We start from the raw sequence: 13,089 nt of genomic DNA, 5'->3' as shown, positions 1-13,089 counted from the left end.
GGCTGCGATTTGTTCAGCTAATGATAAACAAGGCGCCTTGCAGATTGAAATGCAGGGCGCCTTGGTCAAAGTGAGGCTGTTATCGCGGCGTCATTATTGGAGTGCACCCTTCCGGAGTATTTTGCTGTTCATCGAATCGTGAAAATACTCTGACTCCACATTGTGCGGCAGATCCAGACGCAGAACCGCTTCGCATTCTTCTGGAATTGCTCATACAGAGTTGGTGCGCCAGATCGTTTTCAAATTCGGTTGGCAGTCTGGCATCCGGTCAGAGCGTACCCCGACCTTCAATTTTGTTTTTGCAGGGCTTTTCAGGGCAGGTGCCCATCAGCCCGTGCCCTAGTTCAAAGGCCAATCCATGACAATCTCCGCTGCAATGGTGAAAGAACTGCGTGAAAAGACCGGCGCAGGAATGATGGACTGCAAGACCGCGCTTTCGGAAACCGGTGGCGATATGGAAGCAGCAATCGACTGGCTGCGTGCCAAGGGTATTGCCAAGGCAGACAAGAAGGCAGGACGCACTGCTGCTGAAGGTCTTGTTGGCGTTGCTTCGGGCGACAACCGGGCAATCGTTGTTGAAGTCAATTCCGAGACTGACTTTGTTGCGCGCAATGAAGCCTTCCAGACGCTGGTTCGGGAAATTGCCACTGTTGGTCTGAACACTGACGGCAATGTTGATGCCGTAGGCGGCGCAACTGTTCCTTCCAGCGGCAAGTCGGTCACCGACACCGTTCGTGATGCGGTTGCCACGATTGGTGAAAATCTAGGTCTTCGCCGTTCCAAGGTTCTGTCGGTCGAGAACGGCGTTGTCGCAACCTACATCCACAATCAGGTTGTTGATGGCCTGGGCCGTCTGGGCGTTCTGGTGGCAATTGAGTCTGCCGGTGATAAAGCGGCTTTGACCCAGTTCGGCCGCCAGATTGCAATGCATGTTGCTGCGACCAATCCTCTGGCGCTCAACGATTCGGATGTTGATTCTGACACGGTTGACCGCGAGCGTGCGATTTTCTCCGAGCAGGCACGTCAGTCGGGCAAGCCGGAAAACATCATTGAGAAGATGGTGGAAGGGCGCATTCGCAAGTTCTACGAGGAAGTTGTTCTGTTGAAGCAGGGCTTCGTCATGAACCCGGACCTTACCGTTGAGGCTGCGCTGAAGCAGGCAGAAGAAGGCTTTGGTGCACCAGCCCGCATCACCGGTTTTGTTCGTTTCGCGCTGGGCGAAGGCATCGAGCGCGAGGAAAGCGACTTCGCGGCAGAAGTTGCTGCTGTTGCCGGCAAAAAGTAATCTGATTGTCATAAATTCCGCTGGCGTTTCCTGAAACGTCCAGTGGATTTGGCATTAAGCAAGGGCGTCCGGCTTGAGAAGCGGGCGCCCTTGTTGTATCGCAAACCAGGATTTCAGAGCTGGCAGTAAGATGTCCTGCTGTGCGGGTTTGCGTATGGCTGCCAACCTGGCGGGGTTTTGCTGGCCTGAATGCAATTTCAGACAGGGTCGCGTTGGCGAGCTTGCGCTTGAAACTGCACAAGATAGAAGCTGGGGACTTTTTGGCGCTTCGCAGAAGAGCTGAAATGATCCAGACCGAAATACTGGCTCAATAAGGATAATGTGCCTTGCGTTACAAGAGCGTTCTTTTGAAGGTTTCGGGCGAGGCCCTGATGGGGGCGCAGGGCTTTGGTATTGATGTCACAATCGCAGACAGAATAGCGGGTGACATTCGGCAGGCCCGCGAGCTTGGTGTCGAAATATCGGTGGTCGTGGGCGGAGGCAACATCTTCCGCGGTGTGGCGGTGGCCTCCAAAGGTGGGGACCGCGTCACTGGCGATCATATGGGCATGCTTGCCACGGTGATCAACGCTTTGGCGCTGCGCACATCACTGACCAAGCTTGGTATTGATGCGATTGTGCTTTCGGCCATCGCCATGCCGGAAATTTGCGAGAGCTTTTCGCAGCGCGCTGCACTGGCGCATGCCAGAGCCGGGCGGGTGGTGATTTTTGCCGGTGGCACCGGCAACCCGTTCTTCACAACTGATTCCGCTGCAGCGCTGCGTGCCGCAGAAATGGGTGCGGAAGCCCTGTTCAAGGGAACGCAGGTGGACGGTATCTACACTGCCGATCCCAAACTTCATCCAGATGCAGAGCGTTACGACAGCCTGACACATGACGAAGTTCTGCAAAAAGGGCTTGCCGTCATGGATACTGCTGCAGTGGCCTTGGCACGTGAGAATAATATACCCATAGTTGTGTTTTCGATCCATGAGGCGGGAGAATTCGCAAGAATTCTGACGGGTTCAGGTCGGGCAACTGTGGTTTCTGACTGAACGCCCAGACTGGTAGAGAGAGGCACGATCATGTCCGATTTTGAACTGAATGAGCTGAAGCGTCGCATGGATGGCGCAGTATCTTCCTTTAAGGGTGACCTTGCAGGTTTGCGCACAGGCCGCGCATCTGCAAATCTTCTGGACCCGATTGTGGTGGAAGCTTACGGTTCGCAAATGCCTCTTAATCAGGTTGCCAATGTCACCGTGCCGGAACCGCGCATGGTTGCGGTTTCCATCTGGGACAAAGGCATGGTCAGCGCGGTGGACCGTGCCATTCGTGAAAGCAATCTTGGCCTGAACCCGATTGTTGACGGCACCACATTGCGCATTCCATTGCCAGAGCTGAACGAACAGCGCCGCAAGGAACTGGTCAAGGTTGCGCATCAATATGCTGAAAGCGCCCGCGTCGCAGTTCGTCATGTGCGGCGAGATGGCATGGAAACTTTGAAGAAGTTGGAAAAGGACGGCGATCTCGGGCAGGATGAAAGCCGCCAGTCTTCTGAAAAAGTTCAAAAAATGACAGATGAAATCGTGTCTGAAATTGACCGTCTGCTGGTGGCCAAAGAAGGCGAAATCATGCAGGTTTAGGCAGCACCGCTGTTGGTTGGTTCTGGGATAGGGCGGTTCACTTTGCGACAGCTACGACACGTCGCCATTATTATGGACGGCAACGGGCGGTGGGCTAAAGCTCGCGGTTTACCGCGAAGCATGGGCCACCGGCGCGGGGTTGAAGCCGTAAGAGAGGCGGTTCGCGCGGCAGGAGACCTTGGCATCGAGGTTCTGACGCTCTTTGCTTTTTCCTCAGAAAACTGGCGCCGTCCCGAGGATGAGGTCGGCGAATTGATGACGCTGCTGAAGCTGTTCATTCGCCGCGACCTTGCCGAACTGCATGAAGCAGGCGTGCGGGTGCGCATTATCGGCGCGCGCGATAACCTGAAACCGGATATTCTGGCGCTTCTTGAAGAGGCGGAAAACCTGACACTCCACAACCGCGGAACGCAGCTGATCATTGCCTTTAATTACGGTTCGCGCGATGAAATTGCCAGGGCGGCCAGGCGGCTTGCAGAGCGCGTTGCCAGTGGCGCAATCTCTGCCAGCCAGATTGATGCGCAGATGCTGGATCAGCATCTGGACACCGTTGGAATTCCTGACCCGGATCTGATCATCCGCACCAGTGGCGAGCAGAGGCTTTCAAACTTTTTGCTTTGGCAATCTGCCTATACGGAATTTGTGTTCCTGCCCTGCCTGTGGCCAGACTTTGACAGGCACGCACTGCAGGAGGCGATTGAGCAGTTCTCTGCACGCGATCGCCGCTTTGGTGGCGTTTCTCAAGAAATCGCGTCTTGATCATGGGTCTTGGAATAGGGCGTTTAACGCGTGCACAATCCTGGGAAGATCTGAAGCCTCGGTTGATATCAGCAGTCATACTTGGTCTGGCAGTGCTGGGTCTGGCAATTGCCGGCGGCACATTGTTCCGGCTGCTTTGTGTGGCCACTGGCTACATTGTCTTTGATGAATGGGCGCGAATTACCGGGGCCAAGCGGGCTGGTCCGTTGTTTTATCTGGCGCGGCGCGCGCTTGTTCTGTCGCTTCTGGCCTTTCTGTTTCACTTTGAGCTGGCGGCCATCCTCATTGTGGCCGTGGTGGCGCTGTTCATCGCCTTTGTCGATCGGCGTGAAAAGCGGGCCAACTGGGTGGCGGGTGGCTTGCTTTATGCCGGTGTTGCAGGGCTGGCTCCCGGCATGCTGCGGGGTGACGACGTTGAAGGGCTGATTGCACTTGGCCTTGTTATCTGCGTGGTCTGGTCAACCGACATTTTTGCCTATTTCAGCGGTCGCATGTTTGGCGGGCCAAAGCTTATGCCGCTGGTCTCGCCCAAGAAAACCATTTCCGGTGCGGTTGGCGGACTGCTGGCTGGCATGGTGGCAGGGGGAGTCTACGCACATTTCCTCATGCACGGCGCCAGTTTCGGCCTGTTGCTGATGGCAGGCGTCCTGTCGATCGTCGGGCAGGCAGGGGATCTGTATGAATCGTGGATCAAGCGGCGTTTTGGCGTCAAGGATTCCGGAAAGCTCATTCCCGGTCACGGCGGCTTGATGGACAGAATTGACGCACTTGTCATTGCCACCGGAGTTTTGTGGCTGATAGGTCTGGCAGGTCGCGGCCTGGAAGACCCGGCATTTGCCATATTCCATTTATAGTTGATAAGCAGCGAGCTGCTGGAGGCAAACGACAATGGACGTTTCGGGACTGGTCGATTTTGCCTGGAATACAGTGCTGATCAATATTGTGCCGTTTCTTTTTGTGCTCACCGTCATCGTGTTTTTTCACGAGCTGGGCCACTATCTGGTAGGGCGCTGGTGCGGCATCCGCATCGAAACATTTTCTGTGGGTTTCGGCAAGGAACTGGCAGGCTTTACAGACAAGCACGGAACGCGCTGGAAGCTTTCCGCCATTCCCCTTGGCGGTTACGTGAAATTTCTGGGCGACAGCAATGCGGCAAGCATGCCGGACAACGCGTCTCTGGAACATTTGAGTCCGGAACAGCTTGAGGGCACATTTCAAAGCAAAAGCGTCTGGCGTCGCGCTGCTACGGTGGCTGCGGGACCAATAGCCAACTTCATTCTGGCAATCGCTATTTTCGCAGGCGTAGCCTATTTCAATGGCCGGGTTGTTGCAGACCCGATCATTGCGCAGGTTCAGGAAAACTCTCCGGCGCAGGAAGCCGGCATTCAGGCGGGAGACAAGATTGTCAGCGCCGATGGTAATGCCATCACCTATTTCAGTGATTTTCAGCGCTATGTCGCCAGCCGTGCGGATGTGCCAATTGCACTAGTGGTTGACCGTGCCGGATCACCTGTGGCCTTGGAAGTGACCCCGCGCGAGCGGGTCCAGCAGGACGCTTTTGGCAATGAGTTCAAAGTGCCGGTTGTGGGCATCGTTGCAACAAATGACAGCTCATCATTCCGGGTCGAGCATTTGTCGCTGCTTCAATCCATCAATTACGGTGCTGCACAAACCTGGTTCATAACCGAACGCACGGTAGACTTTCTGGTTGGTCTGATACGCGGGGCGCAACCGGCAGATCAGTTGAGCGGTCCAATCGGCATTGCACATATGTCTGGCCAGGCGGCCAGTCTTGGTTTTGCAACCTTGCTGAACATGGCTGCGCTTTTGTCCGTTTCCATCGGACTTTTAAACCTTATGCCGATTCCGATACTCGACGGCGGGCACCTTGTGTTCTATGCAATTGAAGCAGCCAGGGGTAAACCCGTGAGTGAGCGCGTTATGGAAGTCAGCTTCCGAATCGGCTTTGCTCTTCTCATCGGTTTGATGCTGTTTGCATCCTCAAACGATATTCTGTCTCGTATTGGGGGTTTATGGTAGTGGGGCTTGGTGAAACGTTAACCATAACACGGCTTAGCAGTGGCGCATCGGCAACGCTTATATGAATCCTAAACGGATTCAGGCTTAGTCAGGTTGAACGCAATTACAAAGCAGATACAAGGCAAGTGTCGCATATTCTCTTGTGCGGTCTGCTTGGCGGAAATTAAAAGGTGGTTAAGCCTATGACGGCTGGTTCGAAGCTTCTCAACGCTCTTTCTGCGGTGGCGCTATCGTCAACAATTCTGGCGGCGTCTACGCTTGCTGTTTCTTTTGGAACTGTTGGCTCAGCGCAAGCAGCGGTTGTAAATCGCGTCGAGGTTCGCGGCACGTCGCGGGTTGATGCTGAAACCGTGCGCAACCTCAGTCAGATATCGCCGGGACAGAATGTCACCGCTGCGGATATGGACAAGGTGGTTACGCGGCTTTTTGCCACGGGCCTGTTCTCGGATGTGCGGGTCAGCCAGTCGGGTGGCACGCTGATTGTTCAGGTTGACGAAAACCAGATCGTCAACGAGGTGATTTTCCAGGGCAACAAGAAGGTCAAGAACGAACAGCTTGAAGCTGTGGTTCAGACTACGCCCCGCGCAGCCTACAATGCCTCCACCGCCCAGGCCGACGTTGATGCCATCCGCGCAGTCTATTCACGCGTTGGCCGCAGTGATGCCAATGTTTCGGTTCGCACAATTCAGGCCGAGGGCAACCGGGTCAATGTTGTGTTTGACGTTGCGGAGGGCGATCGCACCCGCATTGCACAGATCAATTTCGTTGGTAACAACGCCTTCGGTGACAGCCGTCTGAAAGAAGTGATCGCACTTCGCCAGACAGGCCTCCTCGGTTTCATGCAGCGCAGCGACATCTATGATGAAGACCGCCTGCGCGCTGATGAGGAAACTCTGCGCCGCTTCTACTATAATCGTGGCTTTGCCGATTTCCGCATTGTCTCTTCGGTTGCAGAACTGGATGAGGCGAAGAACGAATATTACCTGACCATCACCATCGAGGAAGGCGAGCGCTATAGCTTTGGTGCGGTCAACATCGATTCCACGGTGCCTGGCATTGACGCTGCATCCTTGCAGAACGAGCTGGACACCAAAACCGGTGCAACCTACAGCGCTGAAAAGGTTGAGGACACATTGGTCAACCTGACCAATGCGGTTGCGGCGCAGGGCTATGCTTTTGCGCAGGTCACCCCACGTGGTGACCGCGACTTCTCCAACAACACCATCGCCGTTGAGTATGTGATTGATCAGGGGCCACGTGCTTACATTGAGCGCATTGAGGTTCGCGGAAACAACAAGACACGCGACTATGTTATTCGTCGCGAGTTCGATGTTTCCGAGGGTGATGCCTTCAATCAGGTTCTGATCCAGCGGGCGCGTCAGCGTCTTGAAGCGCTTCGCTTCTTCCAGACAGTCAATGTGTCAACGGCGCCAGGCAGCGAGCCGGATCGTGTTATCGTGGTTGTTCAGGTTGTTGAGCAATCGACCGGTGAATTCTCGATCGGTGGTGGTTACACGACCGGTGGTGAAAACCCGGGCCCGGTTGCTGAAATCAGCATCACAGAGCGCAACTTCCTCGGTCGCGGCCAGTTTGTTCGTGTTTCGGCTGGCTTTGGTGAAGATGCGCGTAACTACACGCTCTCGTTCACCGAGCCTTACTTCCTGGGTCGCCGACTGGCTGCTGGCTTCGATATTTACCGGGTTGAGAATTCCTCATCCGATTATGATATCGAGCGTACCGGTGGCACGCTGCGCCTTGCCGCGCCAATCACCGAGAACCTGACTGCGCAAATTGCCTACAACTACAAGGAAGAGCGCTTCGGTGATGACTACGGTGTGCCGGTTCCAGGTCCAGGCGGTTCTGTAGCCTACCGCACCTGTGGCGACTTCATTTCGGCCACACCAGCCAGCTTCATCGGCCAGTATTCGCCGATGTACACAAATTCGCCGATTATCAACCAGGCAATCTGCGACAGCCCATACTCAACCTCATCGGCGTCCTACTCGCTGACCTACAACACGCTGGACAACAACAATGATCCGCGTGACGGCCTGTTCCTGCAGGCTGGTCAGGAAATCGCCGGTCTTGGCGGCGATGCGCAGTTTGTTCGCACCACGGGTAAGGGCTCGTTCTTCAGCCTGTTGAACGAAGAGTATGATGTCATCGGCTTGCTGGGCGGTAGCGCCGGAAATGTGACGGCATTTGGCGGCGATCTGCGCGTCTTTGATAACTTCTTCAAAGGCCAGGATATCGTTCGCGGCTTTAAATATCAGGGCATTGGTCCTCGTCAGAACGGTGTGTCCATCGGTGGCGAAAACTTCTTCAATGCCACGGCTGAGGTTACATTCCCTCTGCCGCTGGTTTCCCGCGACCTTGGGTTCCGCGGCGCGGCCTTTGCTGATGTCGGTTCGCTCTGGGGCAGTGAATATGACGATCAGCCGGGTGTAGAAGGTACAGGCTTTGATATTCGTGCTTCGGCAGGTGTGGGCCTTGTCTGGGCTTCGCCATTCGGTCCGATCCGTGTCAACTACGCCTATCCTATTGCCAAGGAAGACTTCGACCGCACGCAGGAATTCTCGTTCGGCTTCTCTTCCCGGTTCTAAGCATTCCTTGTTGGAACGAGGTCGTTTCAACAGAAGCCCAATGCTCTGGAACAGTCAGCAGCTTCATGTGCCCGTCCGGTTCAATCCGGGCGGGCATTTTTTTAGACTTTGCGACGGCTGAATCAAGGTCATTCCCGGGCATTGCATGCCATGTGGGATCTCAAGCATTGCGCGTGGCACAGGCTTTGTATAGTAAGGGCTGCTTCCAGAAGATAATCCCGTAATGGGCTTTGATTGTTGCATGAGCGGTGGAAGCAACTGAGGCTTATATCGCATGAGCCGGTTGTGTTTCATTGCCACTCTGGCATTGGTTCGACTGGCGGTCTGCGAGTATCTTGTGCTCAAGCGTATTCATCTTTTCGGATGATGCTTTAGGATATTGTTCTCATATGTCAGAGACTTCCTTCTTTAAACGTGGCGAGCCGCATACGCTTGGTTCTCTTGCTGCAATTTGTGGTGCGGTCGAACCGACTGCGGCAGATGCTGCAACGCCGATAGACGGCATTGCAACGCTGGAAAACGCGGGTCCAACGGACATCAGTTTTTTCGATAACCCCCGGTATCAGGAGGCGTTGGTCGCCAGCCGGGCAGGGGCAATTCTGGTTGCACCCAAACATGCCAAGCTGGTTTCGGCTGACAAATTGATACTTGTGGTAGCGGATACCCAAACGGCCTTTGCGCTTATTGGCGCGGCTCTGTTTCCTGCTGCAATGTCTCCCGCAGCTTTTGGCGGTTCATCGGGCATTTCGCCGCAAGCCAGCGTTCATCCATCAGCCCGGTTGGAAGCCAATGTCACAGTGGAAGCTTTTGCCACCATCGGTCCGGATGCGGAAATTGGCGGCGGCACGGTGATTGCCGGCGGCGCTGCGGTTGGCGCCGGCTGCAGGATCGGGCGCGATTGTGCTATCGGCCCGAATGTAACTGTTCAGCACGCGCTTCTTGGCAATCGGGTTATCCTGCACCCTGGTGTTTCTATTGGACAGGACGGCTTTGGCTATGCCATTGGCAGTCGTGGCATTTTGAAGCAGGTTCAGATTGGCCGGGTCATTGTACAGGACAATGTGGAAATCGGTGCAAACACATCAATCGACCGTGGCGCTGTTCGCGATACGGTGATTGGTGAAAACACCAAAATCGATAATCAGGTGCAGATTGCGCACAATGTCCGTATCGGACGCAATTGTATCATCGTATCGCAAGTCGGCATCGCAGGCAGTGCTACGATTGGGGATAATGTGGCTATTGGGGGCCAGAGCGGCGTTAATGGCCATGTGACGATTGGCAACGGAGCACAAATTGCCGCGGTCAGTTCGGTTGCGGGCGATGTGCCTGCCGGGGCGCGTTGGGGCGGGGTTCCCGCGCATCCGGTACGAGATTGGTTCCGGGAAGTTACGTGGGTGCGGGAAATGGCCAAGATTGGACGCACCACTGGAGGGAAGAATGAGTGAAACAGCAGCCGTGCTGGACAGCATGGACATTATGGACATTATGGCGGTTCTTCCGCACCGCTATCCGTTTTTGCTGGTCGACAGGATCATTGAAATTGATGGTGATCGCAGCGCTATTGGCATCAAAAACGTGACTGCATCCGAGCCGCATTTTCAGGGGCATTTTCCAGAAAACCCGGTCATGCCGGGTGTCTTGATCATTGAGGGCATGGCGCAGACCGCCGGGGCAATCTGCACGCGCTCGCAGAAGTCAGGGTCGCCGTCGCTGGTTTACCTGATGACGATTGACAAGGCCAAGTTCCGCAAGCCGGTAGTGCCTGGCAACACACTGGAATACCACGTGGTGCAGAGCAAGAAGCGCGGCAATATCTGGCGTTTTGAATGCGTTGCCAAGGTTGATGGCAATAAGGTTGCCGAAGCAACTGTCAGCGCCATGGTTGCAACCCGAGAGGCGGCCTGAACAGCCATGACGTCAAGCACAATTCATCCCACTGCCATTGTTGAAGATGGTGCCACTGTTGGCGAAGGTTGCGAGATTGGCCCATTTTGCCATATCGGCCCGCGCGTGGTGCTGGGCAGCAATTCGCGGCTGCATTCGCACGTGGTTCTGGCGGGCAATACCAGCATTGGCGACAATGCCAATATCTATCCTTTTGCATCACTTGGCCATGCACCGCAGCACCTGAAATACAAGGGTGAAGATACGCGACTGGTCATTGGCAAAAACTGTCTGATCCGGGAAAGCGTGACCATGAACCCGGGCACCATTCAGGGTCGCTCGGAAACAACCGTGGGCGACAATTGCTCGTTTTTTACCGGCGCGCATGTGGCGCATGACTGCGTCGTTGGCAGCCATGCAACGCTGATCAACAATGTCATGCTGGCGGGCCACTGCACAATTGGTGACTATGCCACCATTGCCGGCGGTTCAGGTATCCACCAGTTCACACGGGTTGGGCACCACGCCTATATTGGTGGTCTGGCTGCGGTGGAAGGTGATGTCATTCCATTTGGCATGGTGCTTGGCAACCGGGCGCATCTGTTTGGCCTGAACCTGATTGGCATGAAGCGTGCCGGGTTCAACCGCGAAGCCATTCGCAATGTGCGCAAGGCTTACCGCATGCTGTTTTCTGACGACATGACCTTCAAGGAAAACATGGAAGAAGTGGAAACTGAATTTCCGGAAGATCCGCTGGTTCAGGACCTTCTGGGTTTCATCCGTTCGGGTGGCGACAGGGCACTATGCTTTCCTCGCTCGACCAGGCTGAGTTGACACCGCTTTTGCCAGCTTCGGCGGGGGAGCCTCTGGGTCTCATCGCCGGTGGTGGGGCGTTGCCACGCATGGTTGCGGCCAAGGCACGGGAAGCTGGTTGGGCACCGGTCATCATTCCGGTGGGTGATGGTTGGAATGATAACTGGGCGGGCTTTCCCACGCGCCCGATGAAATGGTCGCAAACCGGCGATATTTTCGCCGTTATGCGCGGTTTCGACATACGGCACGTGATCATGTGCGGCACAATATCGGTCAGGCCGGACTATCGTTCCATGCTGCCGAGCCTGCGCACGCTCATGTTTCTACCGGAAATTTTCAGCATCGTGCGGGGCGGAGATGACAGCCTGTTACGCGCTGTTTCGCGCGCCTTTGAAAAGCGCGGATTTTCCATGCATTCTGTTCAGGAAATCCTGCCGGAGGTTTTGACGCCGGAAGGGCTGATCACGGGCAAGCAACCAGGTGAGCTTGCGGAACGCGCTCTGATGCGCGCGGCGCAGGCCGCAATCTCGCTGGGTGCGCTGGACATCGGACAGGCGGCGGTTGCTTCGCCCGACAGGGTCATTGCTCTGGAGGGGATAGAGGGAACGCGGGAAATGCTCAAACGGGTGGCCGATTTGCGCAATCGTGGCAAGATTGGCCGTTCGGAGCCCTGTGTGCTGTTCAAAAGTGTTAAGCCGCAGCAGGACCTGCGCTTTGACCTGCCCAGCATCGGTGTTGAAACCATTGCGCAGGCGGCGGAATGCGGCCTGAAAGGCATCGGCCTGACAGCCGGCCATTCGCTGGTTATTGATGCTCAGAGCGTGGTGGAAGCGGCTCAGGCACAGGACATTTTCATTGTCGGAATAAACCGGACACAAATTCAGGATTGAACATGAAAATCGGCTTTGTAGTTGGCGAAGAGTCAGCAGACCGGATTGGGGCTGACCTGATACGCGGGCTGGCAAAGCAAAGCGGTGCGGTGGTGGAACCTGTCGGACTGGGCGGTCGGGCTATGGCTGCGCAGGGGCTTAACAGCCTGTTCGACATTGAGGAACTGTCCATTATCGGCATTGGTGCAATTGTTGCGCGTCTTCCACAATTGATGCGCCGCCTTTCACAAACAACCGATTATCTGTTGGCGCAAAAGCCGGACGCTGTTGTGACGATAGACAGTTTCACCTTCACCAATCGGGTTGCAACGCGATTGCGCAAGGCGCAGCCGGATCTGCCGATCATCAATGTGGTGCCACCGGCTGTCTGGGCATACCGCCCAAAGCGATTGGAAGCTCTGGCCGCGGCGGTGGACCATTCCATCTGCCTGTTTCCATTCGAACCGGCCATATTTCGCGAATTGAACGGCCCGCCTGCAACCTATGCCGGTCACCCGCTAATGAGCGAACCGCATCTTCAGGCCATCTGGAAGAAGGGCGCACGCACAAAACCTGCTACTCTGCCTGTGCTGCTTATTCTTCCCGGTTCACGCCGGGGCGAGATCAATCGCCTGATGGATGATTTTGGCAGCACGTTTGCTGCGCTGAAACAGCGTATGCCAGAGTTGCGCGCAATTTTGCCAGTAGTGCCGCGTGTGCAGAAACTGGTTGAACAGAAGCTTGCCTCATGGCCTCACAAGCCAGAACTTGCGATAGGTGATGAAGCCAAATGGCAGGCTTTCGCGGTTGGTGATGCTGCTCTTGCTGCGTCCGGTACAGTTGCTTTGGAACTTGCCCTTGCCGGCGTTCCCATGGCTCTGGGCTATCGGCTGGATGGTTTCACTTACCAGTTCCGGCATCTGATAACCGGCTGGACCGCAGCATTGCCGAATTATGTGGTGGACCACCCCCTGGTGCCCGAGCATTTCCACGAATTTGTGCGACCGGAACTGCTCAGCCGCTGTCTGGAAAGGCTTTTAACGGACACACCGGAGCGTGCAGCACAAATGGCAGGTTTTGATGAGGTGAGGCGGCGTATGGCAGTTTCCCGCCCGCCGGAAGAATTGGGCGCGGACGTCATTCTGCAAACCATAGCGGATAAAGTCCGGGGTTAGAAAGCCTCATAAAAGAACCGGCAAAGGTGCACCCAC

Annotated in this window: 12 protein-coding genes; all 12 read left to right on the top strand. The window is 55.5% G+C overall.

Annotation, left to right across the window (positions count from 1 at the left end; all coding sequences use genetic code 11):
* Positions 1-358: 358 nt before the first annotated feature.
* The 12 genes from tsf to lpxB all read left to right on the top strand — a co-directional run bounded on the left by tsf (position 359) and on the right by lpxB (position 13,053).
* Positions 359-1,285, top strand: coding sequence for a translation elongation factor Ts (tsf, locus tag FPY71_RS08290; protein ID WP_149299525.1), 927 nt, complete (start codon positions 359-361; stop codon positions 1,283-1,285).
* A gap of 326 nt (positions 1,286-1,611) precedes the next feature.
* Positions 1,612-2,319, top strand: coding sequence for a UMP kinase (gene pyrH, locus FPY71_RS08285; RefSeq protein WP_281287489.1), 708 nt, complete (start codon positions 1,612-1,614; stop codon positions 2,317-2,319).
* A 30-nt stretch (positions 2,320-2,349) separates the two neighbouring features.
* Positions 2,350-2,907, top strand: a complete 558-nt coding sequence (gene frr, locus FPY71_RS08280; protein ID WP_149299523.1) for a ribosome recycling factor — start codon at positions 2,350-2,352, stop codon at positions 2,905-2,907.
* Between the two features lie 42 nt (positions 2,908-2,949).
* Positions 2,950-3,666, top strand: a complete 717-nt coding sequence (locus FPY71_RS08275) for an isoprenyl transferase (RefSeq protein WP_149299521.1) — start codon at positions 2,950-2,952, stop codon at positions 3,664-3,666.
* Between the two features lie 2 nt (positions 3,667-3,668).
* Positions 3,669-4,520, top strand: a complete 852-nt coding sequence (locus FPY71_RS08270; RefSeq protein WP_149299519.1) for a phosphatidate cytidylyltransferase — start codon at positions 3,669-3,671, stop codon at positions 4,518-4,520.
* 34 nt (positions 4,521-4,554) lie between these two features.
* Positions 4,555-5,706, top strand: coding sequence for an RIP metalloprotease RseP (gene rseP, locus FPY71_RS08265; RefSeq protein WP_149299517.1), 1,152 nt, complete (start codon positions 4,555-4,557; stop codon positions 5,704-5,706).
* A 182-nt stretch (positions 5,707-5,888) separates the two neighbouring features.
* Positions 5,889-8,309, top strand: coding sequence for an outer membrane protein assembly factor BamA (gene bamA / locus FPY71_RS08260; RefSeq protein ID WP_149299515.1), 2,421 nt, complete (start codon positions 5,889-5,891; stop codon positions 8,307-8,309).
* A gap of 389 nt (positions 8,310-8,698) precedes the next feature.
* Positions 8,699-9,757 carry a UDP-3-O-(3-hydroxymyristoyl)glucosamine N-acyltransferase gene (lpxD, locus tag FPY71_RS08255; protein WP_149299514.1) on the top strand — a complete coding sequence of 353 codons (1,059 nt, stop codon included), beginning with the start codon at positions 8,699-8,701 and terminating at the stop codon, positions 9,755-9,757.
* Positions 9,750-10,217 carry a 3-hydroxyacyl-ACP dehydratase FabZ gene (gene fabZ, locus FPY71_RS08250; protein WP_149299512.1) on the top strand — a complete coding sequence of 156 codons (468 nt, stop codon included), beginning with the start codon at positions 9,750-9,752 and terminating at the stop codon, positions 10,215-10,217. Before lpxD ends, fabZ begins: the two co-directional genes overlap by 8 nt.
* A gap of 6 nt (positions 10,218-10,223) precedes the next feature.
* Positions 10,224-11,030 (top strand): acyl-ACP--UDP-N-acetylglucosamine O-acyltransferase, encoded by an 807-nt coding sequence (gene lpxA / locus FPY71_RS08245; protein ID WP_149299510.1) that lies wholly within the window; start codon positions 10,224-10,226, stop codon positions 11,028-11,030.
* Positions 11,000-11,899: an LpxI family protein gene (locus tag FPY71_RS08240; RefSeq protein ID WP_149299508.1), complete on the top strand. Its 900-nt coding sequence runs from the start codon at positions 11,000-11,002 to the stop codon at positions 11,897-11,899. The genes lpxA and FPY71_RS08240 overlap by 31 nt, the downstream gene beginning before the upstream one ends.
* Positions 11,900-11,901: 2 nt before the next feature.
* A complete protein-coding gene (gene lpxB, locus FPY71_RS08235; protein WP_149299506.1) occupies positions 11,902-13,053 on the top strand; it encodes a lipid-A-disaccharide synthase in 1,152 nt (383 codons plus the stop codon).
* Positions 13,054-13,089 lie beyond the last annotated feature (36 nt).

Origin of the sequence: Aureimonas fodinaquatilis (assembly GCF_008369445.1) — a bacterium.
In the GTDB taxonomy this organism is placed as follows: Bacteria; Pseudomonadota; Alphaproteobacteria; order Rhizobiales; family Rhizobiaceae; genus Aureimonas; species Aureimonas fodinaquatilis.
This window is presented reverse-complemented; position numbering and strand designations above follow the sequence as displayed.

Coding starts and splice junctions, on each gene's coding strand:
- frr (WP_149299523.1), top strand. CDS start 2,350: ATGTCCGATTTTGAACTGAATGAGCTGAAGCGTCGCATGGATGGCGCA.
- lpxD (WP_149299514.1), top strand. CDS start 8,699: ATGTCAGAGACTTCCTTCTTTAAACGTGGCGAGCCGCATACGCTTGGT.
- lpxA (WP_149299510.1), top strand. CDS start 10,224: ATGACGTCAAGCACAATTCATCCCACTGCCATTGTTGAAGATGGTGCC.
- lpxB (WP_149299506.1), top strand. CDS start 11,902: ATGAAAATCGGCTTTGTAGTTGGCGAAGAGTCAGCAGACCGGATTGGG.
- bamA (WP_149299515.1), top strand. CDS start 5,889: ATGACGGCTGGTTCGAAGCTTCTCAACGCTCTTTCTGCGGTGGCGCTA.
- FPY71_RS08270 (WP_149299519.1), top strand. CDS start 3,669: ATGGGTCTTGGAATAGGGCGTTTAACGCGTGCACAATCCTGGGAAGAT.
- FPY71_RS08240 (WP_149299508.1), top strand. CDS start 11,000: ATGCTTTCCTCGCTCGACCAGGCTGAGTTGACACCGCTTTTGCCAGCT.
- fabZ (WP_149299512.1), top strand. CDS start 9,750: ATGAGTGAAACAGCAGCCGTGCTGGACAGCATGGACATTATGGACATT.
- rseP (WP_149299517.1), top strand. CDS start 4,555: ATGGACGTTTCGGGACTGGTCGATTTTGCCTGGAATACAGTGCTGATC.
- tsf (WP_149299525.1), top strand. CDS start 359: ATGACAATCTCCGCTGCAATGGTGAAAGAACTGCGTGAAAAGACCGGC.